The organism is Sporosarcina sp. BI001-red, assembly GCF_003384035.1.
Lineage (GTDB): Bacteria > Bacillota > Bacilli > Bacillales_A > Planococcaceae > Sporosarcina.
The window spans coordinates 113,060-139,371 of the sequence record NZ_QQAK01000016.1 but is presented as its reverse complement, the minus strand read 5'-3'; the positions used below and the strand labels follow the sequence as shown (position 1 = coordinate 139,371).

The following is a 26,312-nucleotide window of genomic DNA, read 5'->3' as shown; positions in this document are numbered from 1 at the left end:
AATCCCTCCTTCGCATTCATCCGTTACTGATGAATTCAATCTTCATCGGCTCACTTGGTTTTATAATAGTACACGATTGTAAACTCAGTATAAACTTTTTAAAACTTATCTTCCCTATTCTCGTCTTCGTCATCCGCGCACAAACATTTCCATTGCATTTCGTCTATCTTAGCAGTAAGATAAGTACATAAGCTGCATTGTTCGTATTCCCATAAAGTTTTAACCTTTAAGCTGTAAAAGGGAGTTTTATATAGAACTGGAAATGGCAAACCGATCATTTTATGGTCGGACAGACAGGAACAGTTCTGCGAACACCCACTTTGAGGAGTGGTGGTTTAAAACTTTCTATGAATTGTAGTACGGCAAAGGCGGCCATAATTAAAACGCACCTTCCCATGTGGAAAGTGCGTTTTTTTATGATAAAATCGAGTGGCGTCATAGCTCTGTTTTTGCACGTAACCATTTATTACTCACTCTCTGAAAAGATTGGATGTGGGCTACATATGAAAACTACTGTCAGTTATAAAAAAACGTCTGCCTTTGAAATCCAAGCCGACTTCTATCCAACAAATCGTCCTCATGCACCCGTCATACTGTATATTCATGGCGGAGGATTCATATGGGGCAGCAAGGCAGATCTCAGCGAGGAACTTCGGAATCTCTATACAGATGCCGGATTTGCAATATTTTCAATCGACTATCGATTAGCACCCGAATCCCATCTGACAGACATACTTGACGATGTCCGAGATGCTTTACAATGGCTAGTTCAAGAAGGACGCGAACAGTTTTCCGTGAATCCCGAACAAGTTGCCGTGGTTGGCAGTTCGGCCGGCGGATTTTTAGCTCTCAGTACAGGAACGTTTCCTATTAAACCAAAAGCCATCGTCTCGTTCTACGGATATGGGGATCTCTTCTCTGAATGGGCAAAGACTCCAAGCGTTCATTACCTCCAAAAAGACCTTGTGCCTGAAGCTATCGCCCGCACACAAGTGACATCGACGATTCCCACCTTAGGTACCGTACAAGAACGATTTTTGCTTTATCTTTACTGTCGACAGACCGGAAATTGGATTGAAGAAGTAACAGACCGACAAACTGCAACTAACAGGTCCGCCCTGCAATTACTGAGTCCGATCACTCAAATCGATGACACTTATCCACCCACCTTATTTTTACATGGCACAAAAGATACCGATGTCCCTTACGAGCAATCTGTCTTCATGAGGGCTGCACTTTTACAGAAGTCCATTCCTGCGAAACTGATTACGATCCCGAATGGGGAGCATGTATTTGAAAAAGACTTCCATGCGCCAATTGTCCAGAATGCTTTAAAACAAGTGATTGAATTTTTGAGAGAATACCTAAAGTGTTCCTAGTCGTTAAAAACAAAACACCTGACAAAATTGCGTCAGGTGTTCTTTTGAATCTATGGGTTCCAGTTATTCTGCAGATGCGCTCACTTGTTTGAAGTGTGTCCACAGGTGATCACAATCTTCGCGCTCGTCAACTTTAATCATCTGAACAACACTGTCGTTTTCCCCTTTTAAATAGTCACGTAAGTGCATATCTGAAAAGCCATTCTCCGCAGCATCTTCTTTCGTGCTGCAATAGTGCACTTCTTTCACACCCGCCCAGATGATAGCCCCCATGCACATTGGACACGGCTCGCATGTCGCATAGATCACGCAGTCCGACAAATCCATCGTTTCCAGTTTTTCGCATGCGACTCGTATTGCTACCATTTCTGCATGTGCAGATGGATCTGTATCTTTCATCATCGTATTACTGACTGCTGCAATCACTTCATCCCCACGGACAATGGTCGCTCCGAATGGCCCCCCGTAGTTCTTGTCCATTCCTTCAATCGTTGCATCTACCGCTAGCTTCATGTAATCCATAAGATGACCTCCCAATTTTTTTAATGATATCAGTTAGTTAACTGCTGGTTTCCAAACTTTACTGAGCAGTGTGTAAAGAACAAATGAGACAATTAAACCGGCGAAAAAAGCGAACTGATTAATGGATACTAAGAAAGGTACACTTTTTAGAAATGCACCCGACATTGGAATGACAAAGCTAATCGCCAATACTGTCATCGCAACGGGATTATATCCATTTTTGTATTCTCCATTATTACCAGGTGCTACGTAGATCGTATCTAAATTCAACTTGCGTCTCCGTTGAATGTAGAAACTAGAGAGCATAATTCCTGCAATCGGTCCAAACATGGAACCGATGAAACTATAGAAGTAAAACAGCGTGCTTGTACTTTCAACTAACTTCCAAGGCAAGATGATTGTCCCGATAATCGCTGTCAACACTCCTGCTGTTTTTACAGTAAAGATTTTCGGGAACAGAGAAGCCATTTGCATTCCTGCTGGGAACAAGTTTCCGTATACACAAAATGCAATTGCCCCAACATTCAACGCCAAGATAAGTACGACGACTGAAAACGTATTTTCAATTTTATCGATTGCAAATACGATGTTAAAAATCGCATCACCAAATGCAATTTCTGTTCCAGCGATCAATGCCACACACGTAACTGCAAAGAGAATGTAAGATAGGATGAATCCTAACGGCAATCCGATGATCATATCACGTGGACGCTTTGCCCGATGTGTAAAGTCAGACATGTTGACGACCGGCCCAACCCAGTTTGAAACAAGTGCACTCACACAAGCGATGAACACCCAAATGCTTGGGTTTGGATTTGCAGGCACGTAGTCTAAAATGGGACCGAATCCACCTGCAATATTGATACCCCAAATTGCGGCACCTGTAATGAATATGTAAACAACAGGTGATGACCAGTTTCCGAATTTCCCTAAGACATTCATTCCCACTAAGAAAAGAATGACGGTCACAGTCCAGAGTACTGCATACGAAATCATAGTAGGCGCAGCTAATCCAAATAGTGTGAAGCCATTGCCGATGGACATGTAATCAGGGATGAATCGAGCGAATATGACATTGAGTGATTCCGCCCCTACAACCGTAGTCGTACCAAAGAATACAACTCCAGCGATTAGTCCCCTCACAAGTGAAGGAATGATGGCGCCTTTGACACCGAACGAATCACGAAGCAACATGGCAAATGGCAATCCATAGAGCGATGCTGAGTATCCATTCAATACATAAAAGACAGAAACAATGACAGCTGATAACATAACAGCAAGTAAAACCTGTTTAGTCGTTAAGCCAAGAACAAAGAATCCCGCAACCGTTAAGTACGATAGAATATTATGAACGGCCCCCATCCAGAGGGTCACATAGTTCGTCATTCCCCAATCTCGTTGTTCAGGTGTTTTTGGTAATAGTTCTTCAGAATAGCCATAGGACTCATACGTTTTATAATGTTGAACTTCTTTTGCTTGCGACATGACCTACACTCCCTACTTCTTATAATATGGAAGAGCTTCATAGAATAGGTGCTTTGTAATCGATAATTTAAATTAGATCATCCGTCTGCTTGTCTACTCCCCTTGAAGTAATTCAACAGACTTTGCTTTGTGCGTTGTATATAACGGATTCGTTGGATCGTTGGCAATTGCATTTTCGATCGCGTCGATGGCTTCCTGATGTCTTCCTAGCGTGCGAAGACTGTTTGCTTTATGAAAAGAAAAATCATAGCGTGTTGGCTTAAGCTCAAGTAGCCGATTCATCACTTCCACAGCTTCTTCGTGTCGTCCGAATTCACGTAAGTAATTCGATTTGTGATACAAGAAGAACGTGTCTGTTGGTGCCAGCGCAATCGCCTTATCAAATTCGGCTAGTGCTAAATCTTGCTGCTTCTGTAGTCGGTAGCAGTTTGCAATGTAGAAATGGAATTGTAACTCCGACTGATCACTCTGCAATGCTTGATTGTACGCATCAATTGCTTCAGAGAATTGCTTCCTTTGTTGAAGGAAATACCCTTTATAATAGAGCAACTCTTCCATACTACGATTGTTGTCACTCAGTGCTGTATCGATTGTTGCGATCGCGTCGGATAAATGAGACTCTTTTGCAAATAATTTTGCTTGAAGAATCGCCTCGTTTTGAGCGACTTGCTCATTCTCGAGTATCGATAGGACTCTAGATTGTTCTTTATTTTTCGCATGTTGCATGGATGATACACGATCACGGTCTTGTTGGTGAGTATCCGCACCTGCACTAACAAGCGCTCTAATCACGTCGGTGTACAAGTAGCCGCCATCACCTAGAATTACAGCTTCAAGCAATGCTGACCAGCCCAAGTCATTGATGTGATTGACAGGAACACCTGCTTCAATACACAGTTCAACTGTTTTCAAATATCCTTTTTCACTCGAAGGTAAAAGAGCGGTTCCTCCGAAACGGTTAACACTTGCTAACTCTGCTCCCCCTTCAACCATCAGGGGAATCAGTTCATCGAACCCGTTTGCTGCAGCGCAAATGAATGGAGTAAGTTGTGTTATGTCACGCGCATTCACATCACTTCCTGCTGTGATCAATCTCGCTACCATCTCTTTATGATTCTTCTGTGTAGCCAACATCAGTGCTGTTCGACCTTGTGCATCACGGGCTTCCAGATTCGCACCCTTATCTAATGCAAGTTCGACTAAAGACAGATCGCCTTGTTTACAGCTTGTGAGCAGTTCATCAGACAGTTTGTCATTTACCATGTTTCCCTCTCCTTCCGTTCTTGTGTATCACATGCTTCACCTCAGTTGTGCATAAGAGGTGAATCATGTGTTAGTCAAACAAAGGAAAATGTTGTTATACGCGTTGTGCCAACTCTAGTAATGCTTTTTCAAATGACTCCATCGGTGGATGCGTAATTCCTGCACCAATCATTCCGATTCCTGCATCCTTATGGGCAATTGCTGTATTAATGATCGGCAGTACGCCAGATTGAATCACTTTTCGAACGTCAATCCCTGAAGGAATTCCCATGAAATCGAGCATAGGGATGGTGACATTTGGATTCTCGGCTGTTGTGATCTCTTTCATTTTTGTGGAGTAACCGATTGCGTCATCCACTGTTCCGCCTACGAGCGCAACGATTGCTGGAGCTGTAGCCATTGCAAATCCACCGACTCCGTACGTCTCAGTAATCGCACTATCACCGATATCCAATCCTGAGTCTTCCGGTTTGTACCCGGCAAACATGGGTCCCACCACTTTTTGAGCAGGGCCTGTGAACCAAGTGTTTCCTTTGGCGCCACTCACACGAATTCCGAACTCTACACCATTTCTCGCCATTGTTGTCACGATTGTGCTGTGCTCGATTCCGTGCGCTGCGTCCAATGCACACTTTGCCATCGCCATCCACGTAGGTCCTGAGAAGTAATCACTACTCAACACGAAGTCAAATACTTCTTTTTGCTGTTGGACTGTGTAACCTGTTTGAATGATGTATGGCGTTAACGCCTGAATCAGAAGTGTAGTTCCCGCTACATTACGGTTATGACACTCATCTCCCATATGCAGCGCTTGGGCGAGCATGAGTCGCAAATCGATTCCTTCAGGGTTAAGTTTCATCGCATCCCGTAACATCGGACCGAACAAATCTCTCATCCAAATTAAACGGTCGATTACACTTTCATCGTTAGCACCCATTCTGAGTATTTTCGACATCTGTTCACTTAAATTGGTATATGCGATATTTCCATAAGTTTTGTTCTCGACAATGTGCATGTACATGGAAGCAGACGTAATTCCAGCCATCGATCCGACGCAATTATGCTCATGACAAGGAGAGAATGTAATGCCACCAGACGCTGCAAGTTGTGCCGCTTCTTCTAAATTACTCGCTAAGCCTTCAAACACAATGGCACCTGTTACTGCGCCTTTCATCGGCCCATTCATCTTATCCCAAGTGATGGGTGGCCCTGCGTGAAGAATGGTCGTCTTTGTCATACCAGGTACGACATTGATGGCTTGGTCAAACCCAATGAGAACAGGTTGAGATTGAATAATTCGTTGAACCGCTTCTGCATTTGCTGCTTCAATTTTTTCTACAATCCCTGCCTCTTCCAACTTATCAAGTGCTGCAATCAGCTCTTGATTTCCCCCTCCAGGAGGAGCCCAATCTAGGTGCGTGACTGGTGTATTTTGCTGCTTGAGATCTTCGCTAAATGATTCAATTCCTACATTGACGACATTCAATTGTGTAGTAAACAATTCTTGAATTTTACTCATAGTTGTTCTCCTTTCACGACGAATTCTCTCGCTAATAGACCAGCATTCTGACTACTGCTCGCATGCGTTGCACCTGAAGCAAGTAGCTTGCTGATTTGACCTTCCAAGTTCTGACTATCTAATTCTGTTCCAAGGATGTATCCTATGACTTCCAAGTGACGTCCTTCTGCTTCTGCAGCTTGTTTTGCATCGATGATACTTGGAAGCATGACCCCCACCGGATCTTCGTGTGAACCATATCCAAGGACGAAATCCATTACAATCACACCTACTGAAGGATCCTTCGCTTCTTGTTTAAAACGCTCTATACGTGTCGAAGGATCGATCATTGGGTGAGGCTTACCTTGTGTGAACTGATCATCCCCGAAGTCGATGAACGTATGTGCTTCACTGACCGAGACATCTTTCAAACGGTATTCCGGATCTCTTTGAATATTGCTGTAGACATCTTCGAACTTTTCCATCACGATATGCATAGCTTCGTCACATAACGTTCCACCACTGAATAATCCACGAATGTATCGTTGCTCAGGCTTCAATTTAGCACGAACCTCATCTATTAGCGGCAGATTCAAAGCACGCTTATTCAATTCATCCTCATTTGCTCCTGCAAGAATAACTGCTTTCAACGCTGCTTCTTTAGACATTTTGGCGAAGTGGCCACCAGCCTGTTTGACTTTCTCTTCATCTCCACCAATAAACCACACAACCACTGGTTTACTGCATTGTTTGATTTGCGCAAGGACTTTCTCTTCCACACTTGGTGCAGGTGGTTTTGACACAACGACAATCACTTCAGTCGCTTCGTCTTCTTCAAGCGCTCGAATGCCATCGACCATCATGATTCCGCCTACCGCTTCACTTAAATCGCGTCCCCCCGTACCGATCAGCTGCGTAATTCCACCGCCGAATTCATGAATCCGGACACTGATTTCCTGACTACCCGTACCAGAAGCCCCTACGATTCCGATGTTGCCTTTACGAACTGTATTGGCAAAGCACAAAGCAACATTTCCGATAATCGCTGTTCCGCAGTCAGGGCCCATCATGAGCAACCCTTTTTCGTGGGCCAATTGCTTTAGCGCAATTTCGTCTTCAACACTGACATTATCGCTGAACATCATGACATGCAGATTTTGTTCCAATGCTTTTCTAGCTTCACGTGGTGCATATGAGCCGTTTACAGCGATGACTACCAAATTCGCTTCTGGGATATTCTCCACAGCGGCAGAAATGGTTGAATACGTAATTTCACTGTTCCCAACACTTGTTTCTTTTTTCTTATTCATCAACTCTTCAATTTCTTTAAAAGCACTTTCACACGCTTCCTCATTTGCTGCTTTTACAATAATCATCAAGTCGCTTGTTTTAGCGCTTTTCACTTCTGATGTCATAAGACCTACATTTGAAATCACTTCTTTATTCATTTCAGTTCCCATTGCAATGATCGCTTGCTCAATTCCCTCAACTTTGTTCGCCTTCGTAGATAAAGACATTAACGATACCGAGTCGATATACGTATTGGATTTCACGAGTACTTGAACAGTCATAAGTTACCTCCGATTTTCATAGTAAGTTCAATTGCTGCAACAATGCCTATGGCAATGTCTGTTCCTGATGAGGAACCGATTTTCAATACTTCGTCTACTGCAGGCAAGAGCTCTTCGTCACCTGTGAATATAAAAGTGATCAGCTGAGCGATGGATTGTCTTACTCTTCCAATGGATGCTTGCTCAATCGCACTATAGCTAATGATGTGGGTTGCTGTTCTTGCAAATACTTCGATACTTTCACCAAAAGTACGAAGCTCCGGAATCGGATGCTTGTTAACCATGAAGACTGCAATCATCCCGGTTAAATAATCATCTCCAGATGGTGTTAGTCCCGGCCCAAGTCCTAGAAGTGACTGAGCACATTTCAATGATTCTGCTAAGTCACCCGCTGCTAGATATGCGACAAGTGATTCGGTTTTCCTTGAAAGCATGACACTTACTTGTTCTTCAAATGGTGTTGCGTACTTCACAAGAGGTTTAATCCCACCGGCTTTGCCCACTTCACCAATTCTCTGTTTCACGTACTTTAGATTCTTCCTGAGAAGATCTGTATTATTTGGGTAGTCTGGTAGTTTCATTTCCCACGATTGTGTCCCTGAGAGCGAGATACCTTGAGAAGTTCCAATCCAAAGCACATATCCATCGGACCAAACGTGATCATTAACCGCAATTGGTAAGTTCTCCATAGTTAGACAATCAAGTAGTAATGTATTGGGTGCATTATCGATTTCTTTACAAGCAATTGTAAATAATTGCTCATTTTCCAAACAAACCATGTTAATCGTTCTCTTGAATATACTGTGGACGTATCCGGTCATTTTCCCTTCCTTCAAGTTTTGAAGGAAATGACGATCTCCAGATAGAGCAAAGATCATAACGTTTCCCCATTCCTGACAATGGATTCATACCGTTTTACTGTTTGAAGCACAACAGAAAGTACTGATTCTTATCAATGCCTCGCCCTCCTTTTAGTGTTCAAGTGTTGAGCACGTACTCATGCCTATTTAGGTAAACTTACAAAAGAATATCTTTTTTTAAATCTTTCACCTATACTGAACCTTACAATCCTCACTATATTCCTAAGCTTACAAACGGTCATCGTTTATTGAAACCAAAAAACGCTTCATCCACTTGTGCAACTTGCACAAGTGGATGAAGCGAGCAGGAGTGGAGCACAATGTTACAAGTTCAAGACTTACTGACAATCAAGGCAATTGATGGTTTAAAAGTAGTAGCAGGCCACGCTGGACTAAATAATGAAATCTCTCTGGTGAATATAATGGAAAATCCAGATGCCTTCGACTGGCTATCACCAAATGAGTTATTGCTATCTACTGGTTATATTTTCAAGGACGATGAAAATCTCCAAAACCGAATTATTCAGGAGCTCTCAGAAATCAATTGTTCAGGTCTCATTGTTAAAACAAAAAGATACTTCGAAAAGCTTCCTGATAATATGATTAAAAAGGCAAATGAATATGGTCTCCCTCTCCTTGAGTTGCCGTACGGTTATACGTTGTCCAATGTCATTTCAATCATTAACGAAAAAGCGTCAGGACGGTACGATTTGCTGAACCGCAAGACGTTAGATATTCATAATCTATTCTTCAAAACTTCTTTGGAGGGTGGGGGCTTATCTCTAATTTCATCAACACTTGCCGAAGCTATTGAAAATCCAATACTCATTGTAGATCAAGATTGGAGATACTTGACGAGTGCGGAAGCTAAGGGCAATCCAGAACCCATTGCTAACTATTTATCGTTATCCAAAAGCGCACCTCTATTTGACGAATCTTTCATCCGACAAATCCCTAAAAATTTCAGTTCGATGAAGCGATCGATTAAGCGGAGTTTCACATCTGACGACACGATGATTGTCTGTAGAATTCTACCCATTGCAGTTTCAAACAATGTATATGGTTATATCATTGTTTGGCAAACGATGCGGGATCTCCTCGAATTCGACTACATTATTTTAGAGCAAGCGTCAACGATCATGGCTCTCGAGCGCATTAAAGCAAAAGAAATAGAGGAAGTAAAGTTAGAAATCAGACAAGACTTTTTCGACGATTTACTTGCCGGAAAAATCAAATCCTCAACTACACTTCAAACGCTGTGTGACTTGCACGGTATGAATGCACAATATCGTTATTATTGTATGGTAATCAATATTAAACCAAGTGAAGTGGAACAATATGAGGATATGATTATTTGGAAATACAAGATGGAGAAGATTGCTAAAAAATGTGTAGCTGTTGTAAATAGTCAATCCTATAAAGCTAAAGGTGAAATCACTTGTTTCTATAGGAGTAATCGGATTATTGTTCTAATTGGTCAAAATGAAGATAACCCGGTGGACTCCATTACAGATATAAAAGCCTACGCCAACGGACTTCACGAATCTCTATCAGAGACTATAAAAGAACGATGTATGATTGGAATCGGACGTCAAGTTGAAGGAATCAGCTCTCTTTATAAGAGTTTTTCAGAAGCAAATGAAATGATTCGTCTGACGCAACAGCTTAATGAAAAAAATGAAGTCGCCCATTATGAGGACTACGCGGTATACCATTTATTAGATTCAAACATTAAAGAACATGCGTTGGTAGAGTTTTTTGAAAAGTGTTTAGGCCTATTATTTACACACGATCAGGAAAACGGAACTGCCTATATTGAAACACTTGAATACTATTTCACGAATAACTCTAACGTCACGGAAACCGCTAAAGCGATGTTCATTCATCGAAATACTCTCATCTACAGAATCGAACGTATTCAAGAAATCCTAGGCCTCGATATTAAGCATTCTGAAGACGTACTTCGAATTCAAATCGCATTAAAAATTTTCCGTATACTTGATAAAAACTTATGAAATCTTTTAGATTCTTAGCAACGTTCAGTTGGAGTTTTTCGGAACATTACTCAAAAATTAAATTGCCAGCTAACCGACGAGTTATAAAATCGTAAATTCATTGTACCTATTCATACCGCAGTAACGTTTTAGATACACTGAAGTGTTACGGTCATACAGAAAACGCATCCTCTGCATGTAGGATGCGTTTTCGTATAGTAATTCAATTTTATTCTGATACACCATTATTCTATATCATTGAAATCTGCGCCAGGTGTATATGCCCGTATGGTATCGTCACACTGTTCTAGCTTAGTAGTGATTGTTGTGCAAAGTAACTTCTGCTTCCTCCAACAACCCACAAGCAAATAGGCCTTTCACAATGCCGTCATTAGAACACGTATCCGTCACAAGATCTGCTTTTTCCTTCAACTCAGGAATTGCATTCCCCATTGCGATTCCTGTTCCAACGAATTCAATCATTTCAAAGTCATTCGGTCCATCCCCAAAAGCATAACTATTTTCAATGGGAATTTCGAGGTGTTCCATCATTTCACGGATGCCTACTGCTTTTGATGCGCCTTTTGGCAACATGTCAACTGCATTTTCATCCCAGTGAATAAAAACATAGTCCTCTTGATAGCGATCTTTGTACGACTGCATATCATCCATATTGCCATATAACTGAATTTGGTGGACAGGTGAATGAGCAAAGATTTCTGCATCCACTTCCGGATATTTCAGCTTCAGTCGGCCTAGACTTCCAGAAACAAGAGGATGTTCAGCTTCGTTTGCAGCGAACACTTCAGAATTGGAATATGTAATGCCATGTCCATTTTCTTTTGCTAGCGCGCTCAATTCTGTCAGGATTTCTGTGTCCATCGGATTGGAGAATAATTCGTTGTTTTCATAGACAACATGTTGGCCATTCATCGAAATATATGAATCGAACTCTAACTCGGTCAGTAGTTCTTGGAACATTCTCGGGGCGCGCCCTGTGCAAATGACGGTAATGATCCCTTTTTTACGAAGTGCGTGCAACGCCTCTTTGGTTGACGGTAAAATGGTTTTGTCGTGACTCATCAACGTCCCATCCAAATCAAAAAACACTATTTTTTTATTGTTCAATTCCATTCCTCCTAGCTGAGATGACTTAAGTACGTTAATGTACATTTCAAGTTCATGGTAGTAACCCTTTAGTCCACTTTCTTCACAATATATCGGTCTTTTAACGCTTGTTCCAATGAACTATGTGTTTCAATCGTTGAGAAATCCAATCCTAATTGAATGGATGTCTGCGCGATTTCAGGGCGAATCCCGGTAATTGTTGACTTCACGCCAAGTAAGTTGAGGACTTGGACAACTTCGTAAATTTGGTTAGCGACCATCGTATCGATTATCGAAACACCCGATAAGTCGATAAATAAGTTTATAATATCCGCTTCCATACATTTTGCGGGAATGACTTCCAAAATGGCTTTTGCACGATCGGTGTCGATGTCGCCGACTAGTGGTAAAATCCCGATGTTCTCGTTAATTTTAATAATAGGAGAACTCAGCTCTGCGATCAGACTTTGCTGTGCACTTAAGCGCGTTGTCATTAATGTGAAGTACATATCGGAGAAAGCTATCAGCAATTCGTCAAATGCTAAATGGATCGTTTCCCCCCACTGCAAGACAACCGTAACAGGAACCGTTTCAGTCTGCTGTCCCACAAAACGTTCAATTTGCCGCCAAAAAACTTTTCGTACACGACTAATGGCATCGACCACTTCAGATATCGACGTATTTGATGCAATCCGGCTCTTAGCAATCAATTCTGCCCATTCTGCTTTTTGCTCCTCAAATTCTCCTGAAGGACCTAACAAACTGCTAGCAATTGTTCGGTTCGTCATATTATTCTGATCCCTCAACGTTTGCTCAGTCAAAGCGCCTGCATCACTGGAGTAGATGGACTTCTTACCAGAATCACGAAGCGCGAGCCATTCATCTGTTATCGTATTGATAGTGTCCATCAAGTAGATGTTTAATTCCTTATTCCAATCCATCATCGTTTGTCCTACCCCTGTCTCTTCTTAAATGTACATGCTTACCCTATGTCCATCTTACATCAGTATCACATTTTTTGCAGAAAAAAACGGAGAGTCTCCTCTCCGGATAAGTACTTAGTGTAAAATTTTGACTCGAACCTTTTTAACTCCCCATGCCATGGCTGAATCTAAACCAGGTAGGAACACATCAATTTTATGTCCTTTAATCGCCCCGCCTGTATCTCCCGCTATCGCTTCCCCGTACCCTTCAACCCAAACACGAGAACCAAGTGGGATGACGGATGGATCTACTGCGATTACTTTTTGATTCGGGTTTGCACGTAAGTTAATACCAATTTTCGTTGTACCGGAACAGCCGTTGCAATATGCGGTATATGCCGTTGCAGTCATGGTAAGTTCACTTCCTGACTGCTTTGAAGCAGGAACGGATGTAGGAGCAGATGCCGTTTTAGTCGCAACCACTTGTTTTACTGCAGGCAAGGCATTCGATTCTTGCTTGGTGATAGGTGCAGTAGCAATGACTTGTTTCATCTTTTTCATATTCGTCGTTGAACCCGGTGCCTCTATGGAGACATTCAGTACATCTCCCGGATGAATGAGTTCGCTTGCAAGACCATTCCACTCGATTAATGATTGTACGGGAACAGAGTGTGCTAGTGCAATTCTGTATAAGTTATCTCCAGGCTGCACGTTGTACGTCAGCGAGGTTTTCTCTTCTAAAAGAGGATTATCCGCAACAAGTTCTGATCCAACTGCAGGTTGGAACGGATAAGCATTCCTACCCTCTGTAACTTCTGATTCATCTACTGAAACTGACTCGTTCGACTCGGCAACAACAGGTGCTGCTACCAGTACAATTGCCAACAGGAAAACAATTGCTTGTACAATCTTTTTCAAATGAGTTCCTCCTTCATTGATTAAAAATGCGCGCCGCTTCCATCATTCTTTCGACGCTGTTTGTAAGTATTACCACTCCTATACTTTTTAATCATTCATTTGATAATTGAAGAGTTTCTTAATTTAAAAACCAAAAAGTAGCAGACTCCCTTTACCTGGGAATCCGCTACTTTTTTAGTGGTTGTTTGCTAGCATTTCATATTCTGAAGTCTGTCTATTAATAGTTGCTGGGCATCACTGGTGATCGGCCACTTCTTCACTTCTGTGAGTAGATCTTGGCGCGTGCCAAACCCTTTTACAAACCCATTCAGACGCGCGGCAAACGTTGAGTCCACTAACATTCCTAGGTCAGGATACAAAACTTCGATTTGTTCGAGTGCCTTTGGATAGCGCTTGAGATAGTATTTTTGGTGACGTGGTTCTGCAAGGGTAAACGATTCGAACGGAGCAATTTCTGTTTCAATTCCTTCTCCTATAGAAGCTTCCATTTCCTTTTTGATACGCGTAATGTCGTGAAGTTGCTTTTCGTTACGATAGCGAAGAATAGACAAATATTGTCGTCCTTTATACGCGTCACGATTCGGATAATGATTGTTCCAAAATACTTTCAGTAGCTCTTCATAGGAGACAAGTCTAGGGTCAAAATCCACTTCCACCGTTTCCGTATGGTCGTCCAGTTTACGATACGTTGGATTTTCACTAGTCCCCCCCGCATATCCTACACGCGTCCTGAGCACAGCTGAAATTCCCCCGAACCTAGATTCCGGTCCCCAGAAGCACCCCATGCCAAATAACGCTGTTTCAAAAGGTACTTCGTGTACTCCTCGTTCTACCTCTACTATCGTCATTGGATCCATGATTTCACCCCATTTGTTTTACTGTACCCATTTTCAGATAAGGATTAATCCATAGTGGAATGAAGATGTGATCATAAATCTCGATTTCCGCTCATAACCTCTGGATTGTGATCATAAACCTCAATTTCCGCTCATAAACTCTGGATTGTGATCATAAATCTCGATTTCCGCTCATAACCTCTGGATTGTGATCATAAATCCCGATTTCCGCTCATAAACTCTGGATTGTGATCATAAACCCCGATTTCCGCTCATAACCTCTGGATTGTGATCATAAATCCCGATTTCCGCTCATAAACTCTGGATTGTGATCATAAACCCCGATTTCCGCTCATAAACTCTGGATTGTGATCATAAATCTCGATTTCCGCTCATAAACTCTGGATTGTGATCATAAATCTCGATTTCCGCTCATAAACTCTGGATTGTGATCATAAATCTCGATTTCCGCTCATAAACTCTGGATTGTGATCATAAATCCCGATTTCCGCTCATAACCAATAGAATTCATTCGCGTCTCAGAGGAGTTTAACTGTCCAAACCAAGAGCTTCACTTTAACAGGGCACTATCCAAGCGCTTTAAGGGATTAATTGGTAGCGCTTCGCTTCTTTCAGGATGGGCTAATCTTGCTGAGAAATGGAATCGGTCACATGGCGATAATAATTGGCAACGGGACACGATCCAGCATGAATAAGGGACTTCCTTGGTAGCGCTTCGCTTGTTTACCTACACGTTCTTAACACAAAAAACTGCAAGCACACCAAATTTCATTGGCATACTCGCAGTTTCTCTTATTAAAACATCTTTGTCGTCCATGTCTCGCCGTTCCACATTTTGTTCACGACACCTTCATAAAAATCAGGCTCGTGGGAAATGAGCAGGACACTTCCTTTAAACTCGGTCAGCGCACGCTTCAGTTCAGCTTTTGCATCGACATCCAAGTGATTCGTCGGCTCATCGAGCACAAGTAGGTTCGTTTCCCGATTAACAAGTTTACACAAACGCACCTTAGCTCGTTCGCCACCACTCAATACTTTCACTTTACTTTCAATATGCTTATTCGTGAGTCCTACGCGAGCGAGAGCTGCACGCACTTCGTATTGAGTCAGGTGGGGAAACTCACTCCAAATCTCTTCCAAACACGTTTTATTACTATCTGATTTCATCTCTTGCTCGAAATAACCAATAGCCAAATGTTCGCCACGTTCAACCGTACCAGTTAAGGCTGGAATTTCACCAAGTAAACTTCTTAACAATGTAGTTTTACCGATTCCGTTCGCACCTGACAATGCGATTTTCTGACCACGTTCCATTGAAAGGTCCAGTGGACTTGATAATGGTTCATCGTATCCAATCACGAGCTGCTTTGTTTCAAACAAATACTTGCTTGGCGTCCGCGCCATTTTGAAGTCAAACCGGGGTTTCGGCTTTTCAGAATCAAGTTCGATCATGTCCATCTTATCGAGTTTTTTCTGGCGAGATTGTGCCATCTTACTCGTCGCTGCATTTGCCTTGTTACGGGCAACAAAGTCTTTCAGTCCGGCAACCTCTTTTTGTTGCTTTTTATAAGCTGCTTCGACTTGTTGCTTTTTCATCTCATGAACGCGTAAAAAGTCATTGTAATCACCTGGATATCGTGTGATTTCCTGATTCTCCATATGGTATATCAAGTTTACAACACTATTTAGAAATGGAATATCATGCGAGATTAGTACAAACGAGCTTGGGTAGTTTTGCAAGTAATTGCGCAACCACTCAATATGCTCTACATCTAAATAGTTAGTCGGCTCATCCAGTAATAGAATATCTGGTTTTTCCAACAGCAATTTACCAAGTAATACTTTCGTACGCTGTCCACCACTTAAATCGTGTACGTCACGGTCCAATCCGAATTCATCCAACCCTAGACCATTTGCAACCTCTTCAACTTTTGAATCCAATATATAAAAGTCATTCTGTTCAAGATTCTCTTGAATTTGACCAGTCTCTTCTAAAATCGCTTCAAGTTCGTCTGGATCCACATCAGCCATTTTTGCAAACAGTGCATTCATTTCACTTTCCATGTCATATAAGTATTGAAACGCAGTTCTTAACACATCTCGAATTGTCATTCCTTGTTTGAGCGCTGCATGTTGATCTAAATACCCAATACGTGCACGCTTAGCCCATGTGACTGTTCCAGCATCCGGCTCTAATTTGCGCGTAATTATATTCATAAATGTAGATTTACCTTCACCATTAGCTCCAACAAGCCCAATATGCTCGCCTGCTAACAATCTAAACGACACATCTTCAAAAATTGCTCGATCCCCAAATCCATGACTCAGGTCTGTTACTGTTAATAAACTCATCTTGTACACCTTTTCTTTCTTTCCACATTCAAGGGAATCAGAACTATTACCAATTCGCATATATACGCTATCATACTAAAAACAGTGGATGACCGCCACCTTCACCATGAAAAAAACGTCTCTAAAAAGAGACGTTTTCCATTTAACCGAGGTCATGCCCAGTCACAACGATATATCCGATTAGGAACACGTTCAAGATAATAATGACGACTGTACTTGTCCATGCCAGAATTTTGATAGGCAATGAATTCGCAAACTCACCCATTTTCTCTTTATCACTTGTAAACTTCACAAGCGGAACTACCGCAAAAGGAAGAGCCAAACTTAAGATTACCTGACTCCATAACAGCAGTTCACCAGTACCTTTTGACCCTGCAATCCAAGTGACGATGAATGCCGGAATAACCGCAAGTAAGCGCGTAATGAGTCTGCGTAGCCACGGAGTGATCCGTAAATTAATGAACCCTTCCATAACAATCTGGCCGCTAATTGTTCCTGTAATGGTGGAATTTTGACCCGATGCAAGTAGTGCTACTGCAAACAACGTACTAGCAATACCGACTCCGATTGTCGGACTCAACAAATTATAAGCGGCTTCAATTTCAGTAACATCCAGTTTGGTTCCGTAAAACGCAGCAGCACCAAGAATTAGAATTGCTGAGTTAATGAGAAACGCAATTGTAAGGGAGAAGCCCGAATCAATCAGTGAAAACTTAATGGCTTCTTTTTTCCCAACTTGCGTCCGTTCATAATTACGTGTTTGCACAATGGAGGAATGTAAATAAAGATTGTGTGGCATCACAGTTGCTCCCAAAATGCCAAGTGCTATGAACAGCATGCTCGGATCCGTTAAGATCTCTGCTTTTGGTACATATCCAGCAAACAGTGCAGCTACTTCTGGTTTGGACGAAATCACCTCAAACACAAATATGACAAAAATAGTTGCCATTAACACAACAACAATGGATTCAATAATACGAAAACCTTTCTTCTGTAAATAGAGGAGGAGCAAAACATCCAATGTCGTAATCGCGATACCGACTAATAATGGAATCCCGAAAAGTAGATTCAAGGCAATCGCTGATCCAACGACTTCTGCAAGATCGGTCGCAATAATTGCCAACTCCGTAATAATCCATAAGAAGATGGACATCTTCCTACCAACCGATGCCCCAGTTGCCTGTGCTAAATCTTTTCCTGTTACAATTCCGAGTTTTGCAGATAAGGATTGCAACAGTACGGCTATTAAATTTGAGATGAGAATAACACTCAGCAATATATATCCGAAACGTGCACCACCAGCAATCGAAGTCGCCCAGTTACCTGGGTCTACATATCCAACTGCAACTAGCGAACCCGGTCCTGCAAAAGCAAAGAGTTTACGCCAAAACCCTTTTTTGTTTCCCACATCAATCGTGCTATTGACTTCTTCTAAGCTGACTCCATTATTCTCTCGAAGCCAGCCACCTTTCCTTTCGGTCATAAGTAACCTCCTAACTTTCTTTCCCTCGTGCAACTTTTTAGTTAAACTAGGACTTTTCCATTTAATGTTTACTAGCATAGCATGATTTTCCGAGAAGTAAATTACTTTGCTTGAATTTTAAAAATCTGAAAAAACTAAAAAAACCGTTCAGATTAGTCTGAGCGGTTCCTCTAACATTTATCCCTATTTAGCTTGTTTTTCAACAACTCCCATAGCCTGCTTGTGTACGACATGATTCGTCCCCCACTGATGCATCGCTTCTAATATTGGGCTTAGTGTTTTTCCATACTCCGTCATCGAATATTCCACTTTAGGCGGAACTTGAGGATAGACAACGCGTTGAATGATGTCTTCCACTTCTAACTCACGTAGCTGCTTTGTCAGCATCTTTTGCGTAATCCCTGGCATGCTTCGTTTCAACTCACTGAACCGTTTCGTTCCTTCGTGTAACAAATACAAAATGATGACTGGCTTCCATTTCCCGACTACAATGCCGAGCGCTTCTTCCACTCGGCATTGAGACACTTCACCTTCCATACTTACTCCCCCTTTCGGTATCTTTTTAGATACTATACCACTTTAAAGTGCGTACTTCCACACAAGAAGAACCCTGACTATACTAATAGAGAAGTGAAGTGGCGTAAGCAAAGCCCTTTACGCAAAACTAAGGAGGAATTCATCTTGTCTAACACATTTTTGAAATCCGTAGAAAACCGCCGTTCCATTTATGCCATTAATAATGAACCGATCCTTTCCGATGAAAAACTGGAGGAACTCATCCAACATGCAGTAAAACATACGCCATCTGCCTTCAATTCACAAACGGCACGTGTCGTTGTACTTTTCGGCGAACAAAGCAAACGATTATGGGAAATCACGAGCGACACATTAAAGAAAATCGTACCTGAGGAAAATTTCGAATCGACTGCACAGCGTATGACGATGTTCGGCAGTGGGTACGGAACCATTCTATTCTTTGAAGATATGCAAGTTGTCGAATCTTTACAAGAACAGTTTGAGGAATATAAAGATAACTTCCCTACTTGGTCACAGCAATCATCTGGTATGGTCCAACACGTCATCTGGACTGCACTTTCTGATGAAGGATATGGAGCAAGTCTACAACACTACAATCCATTAATCGATGATGCAGTGAAAGCAGAGTGGAACCTTCCTTCTTCATGGAAACTCATGTCACAAATGCCTTTCGGAAAAGTGGTAGCTCCTGCAGGCGAAAAGGAATTCCTTCCAATTGGAGAACGGTTGCATATATTCAAATAAGATCAGTCTCAAAAACAGAGAACGCATTGAACGGTGCATTCTCTGTTTTTGCGTTCTTTCTATTGCGCCGCTATGTGTTTGGCTGTCTCCTTAACAAACTGTGTATAGGGTGTCTCCGGCAACTGAGCCATATTGGAATCTGCTATTTCAGCGAGCTCACGGGCGGACGCCAAATCCCCCAGTTGCTCAGCACACAGTGCAGCATAGGCATCTTTTTCATAATAGATGGAAAGGTCGAAGGGATGATGCACATCTTCACTGATGACAACTTGTTTTAGCATGTGCAATGCCTCCTCAAAGCGACCCACCCCGTAGAGCGCCTTTCCGCTTTCTAGCGCAAAAAGATTTTGGAAGAACTCATGCTTTGGAATAGGGTCCGTCAGTTCTGAAAGCTTTTTGAGTGCCGTATCATGGTCATGCTGGAAGGAATTGAGCTGATGGATACGGATCAGTTTCGTGTACCAGACCGCATGATCATCTTCTGCAAATTCCCCGTATTGGAGCAGTTTCTTCTCATAGTAATCTAATTTTTCCTCGTCGTTGTCTATTAACGCTCGATAACCCGCCATCCGGTACAACTGCTCGACTTGGTAAAAAATCATTTTGTCTTTCGAATAGCTGATCGCCTCATTCATTAGCCGCGTCGCTTCAATCGTATCATTGACAGCAAAACGGAAAATCACTTCATATGTGTACAAATCCAGGCGTGTCAGCGGGTCGATGTAACCGCTGCGGCTTTCCACTTCAGCCTTCTCCTTTAACAGCCGTGCGAGTGCTTCTTCATACCGATGCTCCGTGAACAAGACCATCGCTCGGAAGATCCCTACTGCTGCGCGCCGCGGTACAATATTGAGCTCTTCGTAAATAGATGATGCTCTTTCTGCTATTGGCTTCCAATTTGAACGGCCTAGTAAATATGAAAACTTACTGTAAATTTCTAAAAGACGGCCAGCGGTGTAACCAGACAAAAGCTTTTGGAGGAATGGCTCTATCATTTCCAAAGCTTCCCCGTAGTTTTTTTTGTCTTCTAACTTAACGATTTTTTCCACTTCATCCAACAGCGCTTGGAGCTCGCTGCCACTCACTTCTTCCAGCAATTCAGATACTTCTACCTCGAGTCGCTTCGCTAAATAATTGAGATTCTCCATCGAAGGATTTGCTTTATTATTTTCAATCAGACTGAGCATGCCTTTTGTCATCTGCTCGCCTGCACAGGCCTCTAACGTCATTTTTCGTTCTTTCCTGAGCGCTCGAATCCGCTCTCCTAATGTCCTCATAACGCTTCACTCCCACTTTCACTTTCACTTTTACAAGTTAGTTTAATTATATTAAACTTTCACTTGAAATGAAAGAGTCTCCATGTTATTCTTTGTTTAATCCTATTAAACTTTCTGAATGGAGTGACTATTTTGGATGAAAACGTAATAAAGCTGAAGCGCGCTACCTACCACTTGTGGACTTTTGCTGCGAGTAAGATGATTAGTGCATTCGGTGCGCAAATCTATGCATTCGCCATTAGCTTTTACATTTTACAGTTGACCGGTTCTGCCACGAGTTTTGCAGCAAACCTGATTTGCAGCATACTGCCTCGCACACTTATGGCGCCATTTGCCGGATACGTTGCAGATACGTATTCTCGCAAAAGAATTGTCATTATTGCACAGATTGTCTCGTCCATGGCTATTCTTGGTCTGCTTGTCATTAGCTTGCCTAATGGGTTATCACTCCCCGCCATTTACGCAACGACCGTTGTTCTATCGTTAGCGTCAACATTTTCAGGAATCGCCTTCACGTCTTCCATCACAGGTCTAGTGGATGAAGAACGAATTCAAAAAGCGATGTCGCTGAACCAGATGTCTGTCTCTTTTGCAGCAATCGGCAGTCCGGCAGTCGGCGGCATACTCTATGGCGCTGTTTCCATGCCGGTCTTTCTCGTCCTCTATGCAAGTGCTTCAATCCTTGCCACTGTGCTTGAGTCGACAATGGATTTCAACCTGTTTGCAAAGCGGAAAGTGAAGGAAGAAGGAGCCGTTAAAGAAAAAATGCTCGACAGCATGAAGGCCGGGTTAGCCTATGCCCGATTGCAGCCGCTTTTGATGGCAATGATCTGGGTCGCCTTGCTCGTTAACTTCCTGTTTGGTGCAGTCACCGTCGGCTACTCGTTCATCCTCATTGAAAAGCTGAAGATACTTCCCTCCCATTTCGGACTGATTGAAGGGGGGATGGCGGTTGGCATGCTTCTTATGTCCATCTATATAGCGGCACGTAAACCGTTTTCCTCACCTCTGTCTGTATCCAAATGGGGGATTGTAGCCATGGGTCTGTCGATGGGTTTAATCGCAGTGCCACTTTTGATTTCCCTACCATACGGCAGCATATTCACTTTTTACTTAACGCTTTCTTTCCTCAGCGGAGCCTTGGGACCGCTCATTAACACCCCTATCCAAGTCTTCATGATGAAACTGATTGACGACGACTATAAAGGCCGTGTGTTTTCCATCTTGGAAACGATGGCGATGGCTCTCATGCCGCTCGGGATGATCCTCTTTGGATTTTTGTATGATATCTTGCCAGCGCCTTGGATTTTAATCACTTCTAGCATACTGTTAATCTTGACAGTGTTCATGCTGCTACGGGCTTCTGTCATCCGCCAAGTGACGGAGTCGAAGACTGATGAGGAACTGGAAACGGTCTCCACTTAAAGCTACGTGCAACCTGTACATTTATAAAAGCTCTGTTTCAGGACAGTCCCGCATATGCTCTCTAAAAGCTCCATCGTCTTTGATTACTTTTAGAGAGCGAGGAACCACGTTTGAAACGGAAACTTATCTTCGTCCTTATCCTAATTGTTATTGGAACGTTCGGTTATAAGAAACTAGCTCCGAACAAATCCTTGCTTGAAATATGCTTTCCTACTATTGTCGAAAAGACGGAAATAACCTTGCTAGATGCATATTTCATCAGTATGGAAAAGGCCAAGGAATTCGATTCGCACCCTGAACTCATTTTTATGAACAGCGTGAATGATGGTGAAGTGAGTGGAAGGGATGGCAAGCGTGGGAATTGGCAAGGTGTTATTGCATTGGTGAATACTCATCAACGGCTACTTTTCGTTATCGAGAAAGGGAAGTTAATCGATTATAAACTCTTAGACGGCACCGAAGAGCTGACGATCAAACCTTCCTCCATTAATGTTGATAGTACCTTGATTGTGAAATCGGCGATGAAAGAATTCCATCTAAAACCCGGATCCAAGAGCGATTCGTTTTCCAATGGTTTTCATTTCCACCTAATAAGGGATGCTGAAAATATATTCATTTCCGTGGATGGCTTGATCGACGGCAAGCAAGCAGAAATTTTTTATAACCCCGAAACCGGTGAATATTTGGGGAGAGGACAAAGCAATTAATTTATAAAAAAAGCAGATGCTCACAACTAAATGTGGCATCTGCTTTTTCATGGCTTTCAATTACAAACCAATTTTATTCCTCGAGTGATACTTCTTCTACACTGCTTCCATCTGGATTCATCCTGTATAACGAGTTTTCTGGATCTCTGCCACCAAAATCATCATCCACCATAAAATACACTTTTCCGTCTGCTCCATAGATCGGGTACTTTGCATATGCGTGTAAATGGGTAAGCTGTGTAATGCTTTGTGTCTCCCAATTATACGAGAACAGCTCGTATTCATAGATGCCCGCCGAGTTTGTGTTTGCTACGGCCTGGTACACGAGCTCAGAACGATCAGGAATGAGTACGAAATCATAGAGGTCTTGGGTATCTTCAGGAATACTGATCACCATTTTGTAGTCAGGGTTAGCCAATGGAATTTTAAAAACACGGCCTTTTGTTTCGAAGCCGTTCTCCTCCGTTTCCACATCCGCATCGTCATCCATTTGTATATAGATCGAGTCATCTTCACTGGAAACTTGAAGAGAGGACATACTGTATTTGTTCAACTCTGTATGCTGTTGATGCTTGTCGTTTTCCATCTGATAACTGTATACATCACAGTCATAAGGATACAAAGTTGCACCTGGTGAATAATTAGAAAACTTATTTGCTTGAATGTAAAAAAGTCGATTTTCATCTTTCGGATCAATCGCCAGTTCCGTCACGATTGCGTCTTTTGTGAAAATAATTTTATCTACACCTGACTTGATGTCAACTTGGTGGAGCGTGCTTGAACTTTCTTCGTCCAGCTCTTTGTCCGAATTTACGTACAGAACGGATTTTCCATCGGGCATAATAGCTAAATCTAAAATTGACTGATTTGAAGGAAGCTGTACGATTTGTTTGACCTGATTGGATTTTACGTGTAGGGTCGGTTTCCCTTTTTCATAGGTTACATACGCGATATTTCCATTTGACGAAACATCAAACTGCCCCGACAATCCTTGCTGTTTCTCTTCATCCGGAATGTTATAGGTGAACCCAAGCAACAAACAAATTCCTGTTACGAGCACAATTAAGCATGAAAACAGAATAGTTTTTCTCAAAGTCCTCCCCCCCCTGCTACTGCCCTCCATATCAAAATCAGTTCAACTGGTATTAGGAACTGAATGGCGGCTAAGGTATACACAATCCTCTTGCGCTGCGCCTTCAATACTTTCATTTGAATGAAATAGATGATTCCGTAAATCACAAGGGGAACAAACAACTTCCAAATCGCGCCATTTCCATCTTCACTGAACAATAATAATATGTATAGGAAGTACAACGTACCTAGTGTTAAAACAATGCCAATTGTAATGTTGAGAACATGTAACACCTTCACGTTAGTTTCCAGTCCAGTAGCAAGAGCAGTTTGATAAATCCCTAAGAACATACCTGCCAACAACAAATAGCCGATGATGGTGAGAATGGTTGAATACATTTGGTCCATATCTGATGCAAGATAAGTTCCACTGCCGACTACTAAGCTATTCATAATAAACAGCGTATTCTTCACCGCACGTTTGCTCATCCAACTTCTTGGATGTGCGCAGCTAAATAGAAGAGCGGAACTCATCAAGACACCAATGAGTAACCAACCCATATAGGCATCTCCTAGTGTAAATAACTGAACAAGATACACAGTGTATGTAAAGAGAAGTAAGCTGACCGATAAGCTTAACGGTAACTTTAGTAAATAAGATGCCATGGTTTGCCCCCTCACAATGAGTTGAACTATTTTTGTTTCAGATTACCATTATGCCAAGCGCGTGACAATGCCTCTTCTAGTTCAGCAGGTTATTAAACACGCAGTATAAAATAGAATCAAAGCCAGTCACTTTTTATCGCTAATTATCAATTTTCTTTTCAATTCTATTGAGTTGCTCTGTTAAAGTTTGTCTAATAAACTTTCTTACGACGACTCATTGTCTCTATTGTGAATTTTTTTGAGCGTCGTGTTGATGTTAATTAAAGCGATTAATATAAACCCAAGCATGATGAAAGTGACAATTTCACCTGTAAAAAAGGATACAATCCCCAATATTAAGGCGTATGTTCCGTACCACTTGTTATTCATAGACAACCCCTCTATTCCGTAAAAGTTCAATACATTTACTCAGTGCAAACATTATTGTAACATTTTTCTAAATACAGGTGAACTTCAATCTTCTAAATGACAGAGATCTATTGGTTGATTGATTTAAAAATCCCGTTCCACCTGAAGTTTCTAGGAGTAACGGGATTTCTAAATAATTACTGAACTGATTCCAGAATGTCCACGATTTCTAAATAACCTTTCTCCTTCGCATGTTGGAGAGGCGTGATGCCATCGTTGTCCGTGATTGACTGATCTGCGCCGTGTTTTAACAGGATTTTAATAATTTCTTGCTGCGCAACACTACCGTCACTTAGAATGACAGCTTCCATAAGAGCGGTCCAGCCCAGCTTATTTACGTGATTCACATTGACCTTCGTCTCATTCAGCAGGACTTCTACCATTTCAACATGACCACGTTCTGAAGCCGGAATGATTGCAACTCCGCCATAACGGTTGATAATCGTGGGATCTGCGCCTGCTTCGTTGGCCAACCGTAAAATATCGATATAGCCTTCTGCGCCAGCATAGAGGAAACAATTGTTTAGCATATTGTCCTGTATGTCGACATCCGCTCCCGCATCCAATAACGCTTTTACAGTTGGTGCATCGTTATTGTACGTCGCAATCATAAGTGCGGTTCTTCCTTCGCTATCTTGTATGTCCAACTTTACATTTTGCTTAATCAATTCTTTCACTTTCTCAGTGTCTCGCTGATTGGCAGCTTCTAATAGTTCAGTTGTCATTGAATCGCCTCCTTGTTTAGTCTCGGTATTCCCGTCTTTTCCGTCAGGCACACATGTCAGACTGCTAGGCCTGTTATGAAGAAATCACGCATGGGAAGCTCTAGAATCATTCGAAGCAACGATTTCAACTTTCATCCGATCTGGGTCTTCAAAATACACCGCATAATGGGACTCACCACCCGCGAACGGATGTGTATCTGGGTAAAGAATTCTTACGTTACGATTCTTCAATTGAGTGGTGATTATGTCCACATGCTCTCTGGACTCTGCATGAAATGCTAAATGATTCAAGCCAGTACGACATCGATGGTATGGTACATCTAGAAATCGCTCTTCGGTTTGGACAAATACTAGATACGTATCCCCTAGCTTCCAACTCTTCCCTTCCTGCCAATCCTGGTACAATGTGTAGCCTAGTTCTTCCAGCAGCCACCCCCAAAACTCCACAGAGCGTTCCAAATTAGAAACGTATAATTCAATATGATGAAGCAATCCTTTCACAAGCAGTTCCCCCTTTTGAAAAACGCCCGCTACTCATGT

General features: G+C 42.1%; 23 protein-coding genes. 5 read left to right on the top strand and 18 right to left on the bottom strand.

The annotated features are described in order from the left end of the window. Positions 1 to 503: 503 nt before the first annotated feature. The gene (locus DVB69_RS16160) at positions 504 to 1,379 is read left to right on the top strand and encodes an alpha/beta hydrolase (protein WP_116020144.1); all 876 of its coding nucleotides are present in this window, start codon (positions 504 to 506) and stop codon (positions 1,377 to 1,379) included. A gap of 63 nt (positions 1,380 to 1,442) precedes the next feature. On the opposite strand, the gene DVB69_RS16155 is transcribed toward DVB69_RS16160, so the two are convergent. The 6 genes from DVB69_RS16155 to DVB69_RS16130 form a co-directional block, all read right to left on the bottom strand. After that, positions 1,443 to 1,901, bottom strand: a complete 459-nt coding sequence (locus DVB69_RS16155) for a nucleoside deaminase (RefSeq protein WP_116020143.1) — start codon at positions 1,899 to 1,901, stop codon at positions 1,443 to 1,445. Between the two features lie 33 nt (positions 1,902 to 1,934). Further along, entirely contained in the window at positions 1,935 to 3,386 is a 1,452-nt protein-coding gene (locus DVB69_RS16150; protein ID WP_116020142.1) for a cytosine permease, read from the bottom strand. A gap of 93 nt (positions 3,387 to 3,479) precedes the next feature. Next, complete coding sequence (locus DVB69_RS16145) at positions 3,480 to 4,649, bottom strand: tetratricopeptide repeat protein (protein ID WP_116020141.1); 1,170 nt, start codon at positions 4,647 to 4,649, stop codon at positions 3,480 to 3,482. Between the two features lie 94 nt (positions 4,650 to 4,743). Further along, positions 4,744 to 6,168: a YlbE family protein gene (locus DVB69_RS16140; RefSeq protein WP_116020140.1), complete on the bottom strand. Its 1,425-nt coding sequence runs from the start codon at positions 6,166 to 6,168 to the stop codon at positions 4,744 to 4,746. Next, positions 6,165 to 7,718 (bottom strand): acyl-CoA synthetase FdrA, encoded by a 1,554-nt coding sequence (gene fdrA, locus DVB69_RS16135; RefSeq protein ID WP_116020139.1) that lies wholly within the window; start codon positions 7,716 to 7,718, stop codon positions 6,165 to 6,167. Before fdrA ends, DVB69_RS16140 begins: the two co-directional genes overlap by 4 nt. Further along, a complete protein-coding gene (locus DVB69_RS16130; RefSeq protein ID WP_116020138.1) occupies positions 7,715 to 8,596 on the bottom strand; it encodes an oxamate carbamoyltransferase subunit AllH family protein in 882 nt (293 codons plus the stop codon). The genes fdrA and DVB69_RS16130 overlap by 4 nt, the downstream gene beginning before the upstream one ends. A gap of 302 nt (positions 8,597 to 8,898) precedes the next feature. On the opposite strand from DVB69_RS16130, the gene DVB69_RS16125 reads away from it, so the two are divergent. Then, complete coding sequence (locus tag DVB69_RS16125; RefSeq protein WP_116020137.1) at positions 8,899 to 10,593, top strand: PucR family transcriptional regulator; 1,695 nt, start codon at positions 8,899 to 8,901, stop codon at positions 10,591 to 10,593. Between the two features lie 291 nt (positions 10,594 to 10,884). Here the strand turns inward: DVB69_RS16125 and DVB69_RS16120 are convergent, their stop codons facing one another. The 7 genes from DVB69_RS16120 to DVB69_RS16090 form a co-directional block, all read right to left on the bottom strand. Beyond that, positions 10,885 to 11,700 (bottom strand): Cof-type HAD-IIB family hydrolase, encoded by an 816-nt coding sequence (locus DVB69_RS16120; RefSeq protein WP_233505440.1) that lies wholly within the window; start codon positions 11,698 to 11,700, stop codon positions 10,885 to 10,887. A gap of 68 nt (positions 11,701 to 11,768) precedes the next feature. After that, on the bottom strand, positions 11,769 to 12,623 hold the full coding sequence (locus tag DVB69_RS16115) for an STAS domain-containing protein (RefSeq protein WP_116020135.1): 855 nt from the start codon (positions 12,621 to 12,623) through the stop codon (positions 11,769 to 11,771). 114 nt (positions 12,624 to 12,737) lie between these two features. Beyond that, positions 12,738 to 13,520 carry a 3D domain-containing protein gene (locus DVB69_RS17900; RefSeq protein WP_304466160.1) on the bottom strand — a complete coding sequence of 261 codons (783 nt, stop codon included), beginning with the start codon at positions 13,518 to 13,520 and terminating at the stop codon, positions 12,738 to 12,740. 188 nt (positions 13,521 to 13,708) lie between these two features. Continuing rightward, entirely contained in the window at positions 13,709 to 14,377 is a 669-nt protein-coding gene (gene msrA / locus DVB69_RS16105; protein ID WP_116020134.1) for a peptide-methionine (S)-S-oxide reductase MsrA, read from the bottom strand. A 795-nt stretch (positions 14,378 to 15,172) separates the two neighbouring features. After that, the gene (locus DVB69_RS16100; protein ID WP_116020133.1) at positions 15,173 to 16,729 is read right to left on the bottom strand and encodes an ABC-F family ATP-binding cassette domain-containing protein; all 1,557 of its coding nucleotides are present in this window, start codon (positions 16,727 to 16,729) and stop codon (positions 15,173 to 15,175) included. A gap of 142 nt (positions 16,730 to 16,871) precedes the next feature. Next, a complete protein-coding gene (locus DVB69_RS16095) occupies positions 16,872 to 18,212 on the bottom strand; it encodes an Nramp family divalent metal transporter (RefSeq protein WP_116020132.1) in 1,341 nt (446 codons plus the stop codon). A 183-nt stretch (positions 18,213 to 18,395) separates the two neighbouring features. Continuing rightward, entirely contained in the window at positions 18,396 to 18,749 is a 354-nt protein-coding gene (locus DVB69_RS16090; RefSeq protein ID WP_116020131.1) for a winged helix-turn-helix transcriptional regulator, read from the bottom strand. Positions 18,750 to 18,890: 141 nt separating this feature from the next. Between DVB69_RS16090 and DVB69_RS16085 the strand changes: the two genes are divergently transcribed. Further along, on the top strand, positions 18,891 to 19,493 hold the full coding sequence (locus tag DVB69_RS16085) for a nitroreductase family protein (RefSeq protein WP_116020204.1): 603 nt from the start codon (positions 18,891 to 18,893) through the stop codon (positions 19,491 to 19,493). A 59-nt stretch (positions 19,494 to 19,552) separates the two neighbouring features. On the opposite strand, the gene DVB69_RS16080 is transcribed toward DVB69_RS16085, so the two are convergent. Beyond that, positions 19,553 to 20,770, bottom strand: coding sequence for a helix-turn-helix domain-containing protein (locus DVB69_RS16080; protein WP_116020130.1), 1,218 nt, complete (start codon positions 20,768 to 20,770; stop codon positions 19,553 to 19,555). Between the two features lie 132 nt (positions 20,771 to 20,902). Here DVB69_RS16080 and DVB69_RS16075 point away from each other — a divergent pair, with 132 nt between their 5' ends. Continuing rightward, positions 20,903 to 22,195 (top strand): MFS transporter, encoded by a 1,293-nt coding sequence (locus tag DVB69_RS16075; RefSeq protein WP_233505439.1) that lies wholly within the window; start codon positions 20,903 to 20,905, stop codon positions 22,193 to 22,195. A gap of 110 nt (positions 22,196 to 22,305) precedes the next feature. Next, positions 22,306 to 22,902 (top strand): hypothetical protein, encoded by a 597-nt coding sequence (locus DVB69_RS16070; RefSeq protein WP_116020129.1) that lies wholly within the window; start codon positions 22,306 to 22,308, stop codon positions 22,900 to 22,902. Positions 22,903 to 22,975: 73 nt separating this feature from the next. On the opposite strand, the gene DVB69_RS16065 is transcribed toward DVB69_RS16070, so the two are convergent. The 4 genes from DVB69_RS16065 to DVB69_RS16050 all read right to left on the bottom strand — a co-directional run bounded on the left by DVB69_RS16065 (position 22,976) and on the right by DVB69_RS16050 (position 26,273). Further along, the gene (locus DVB69_RS16065) at positions 22,976 to 23,995 is read right to left on the bottom strand and encodes a TolB family protein (protein WP_116020128.1); all 1,020 of its coding nucleotides are present in this window, start codon (positions 23,993 to 23,995) and stop codon (positions 22,976 to 22,978) included. After that, positions 23,992 to 24,639, bottom strand: a complete 648-nt coding sequence (locus DVB69_RS16060; RefSeq protein ID WP_116020127.1) for a hypothetical protein — start codon at positions 24,637 to 24,639, stop codon at positions 23,992 to 23,994. The genes DVB69_RS16065 and DVB69_RS16060 overlap by 4 nt, the downstream gene beginning before the upstream one ends. A 545-nt stretch (positions 24,640 to 25,184) precedes the next feature. Beyond that, positions 25,185 to 25,772, bottom strand: coding sequence for an ankyrin repeat domain-containing protein (locus tag DVB69_RS16055; RefSeq protein ID WP_116020126.1), 588 nt, complete (start codon positions 25,770 to 25,772; stop codon positions 25,185 to 25,187). Positions 25,773 to 25,856: 84 nt separating this feature from the next. After that, positions 25,857 to 26,273 (bottom strand): VOC family protein, encoded by a 417-nt coding sequence (locus DVB69_RS16050; protein WP_116020125.1) that lies wholly within the window; start codon positions 26,271 to 26,273, stop codon positions 25,857 to 25,859. Positions 26,274 to 26,312: the final 39 nt, after the last annotated feature.

Excerpts from the sequence above, each read along its gene's own strand:
- DVB69_RS16055 (WP_116020126.1), bottom strand. The coding sequence starts at position 25,772 with ATGACAACTGAACTATTAGAAGCTGCCAATCAGCGAGACACTGAGAAA.
- DVB69_RS16080 (WP_116020130.1), bottom strand. The coding sequence starts at position 20,770 with ATGAGGACATTAGGAGAGCGGATTCGAGCGCTCAGGAAAGAACGAAAA.
- DVB69_RS16145 (WP_116020141.1), bottom strand. The coding sequence starts at position 4,649 with ATGGTAAATGACAAACTGTCTGATGAACTGCTCACAAGCTGTAAACAA.
- fdrA (WP_116020139.1), bottom strand. The coding sequence starts at position 7,718 with ATGACTGTTCAAGTACTCGTGAAATCCAATACGTATATCGACTCGGTA.
- DVB69_RS16160 (WP_116020144.1), top strand. The coding sequence starts at position 504 with ATGAAAACTACTGTCAGTTATAAAAAAACGTCTGCCTTTGAAATCCAA.
- DVB69_RS16100 (WP_116020133.1), bottom strand. The coding sequence starts at position 16,729 with ATGAGTTTATTAACAGTAACAGACCTGAGTCATGGATTTGGGGATCGA.
- DVB69_RS16130 (WP_116020138.1), bottom strand. The coding sequence starts at position 8,596 with ATGATCTTTGCTCTATCTGGAGATCGTCATTTCCTTCAAAACTTGAAG.
- DVB69_RS16090 (WP_116020131.1), bottom strand. The coding sequence starts at position 18,749 with ATGGAAGGTGAAGTGTCTCAATGCCGAGTGGAAGAAGCGCTCGGCATT.
- msrA (WP_116020134.1), bottom strand. The coding sequence starts at position 14,377 with ATGGATCCAATGACGATAGTAGAGGTAGAACGAGGAGTACACGAAGTA.
- DVB69_RS16115 (WP_116020135.1), bottom strand. The coding sequence starts at position 12,623 with ATGATGGATTGGAATAAGGAATTAAACATCTACTTGATGGACACTATC.
- DVB69_RS16125 (WP_116020137.1), top strand. The coding sequence starts at position 8,899 with ATGTTACAAGTTCAAGACTTACTGACAATCAAGGCAATTGATGGTTTA.
- DVB69_RS16095 (WP_116020132.1), bottom strand. The coding sequence starts at position 18,212 with ATGACCGAAAGGAAAGGTGGCTGGCTTCGAGAGAATAATGGAGTCAGC.
- DVB69_RS16155 (WP_116020143.1), bottom strand. The coding sequence starts at position 1,901 with ATGGATTACATGAAGCTAGCGGTAGATGCAACGATTGAAGGAATGGAC.
- DVB69_RS16150 (WP_116020142.1), bottom strand. The coding sequence starts at position 3,386 with ATGTCGCAAGCAAAAGAAGTTCAACATTATAAAACGTATGAGTCCTAT.
- DVB69_RS16140 (WP_116020140.1), bottom strand. The coding sequence starts at position 6,168 with ATGAGTAAAATTCAAGAATTGTTTACTACACAATTGAATGTCGTCAAT.
- DVB69_RS16060 (WP_116020127.1), bottom strand. The coding sequence starts at position 24,639 with ATGGCATCTTATTTACTAAAGTTACCGTTAAGCTTATCGGTCAGCTTA.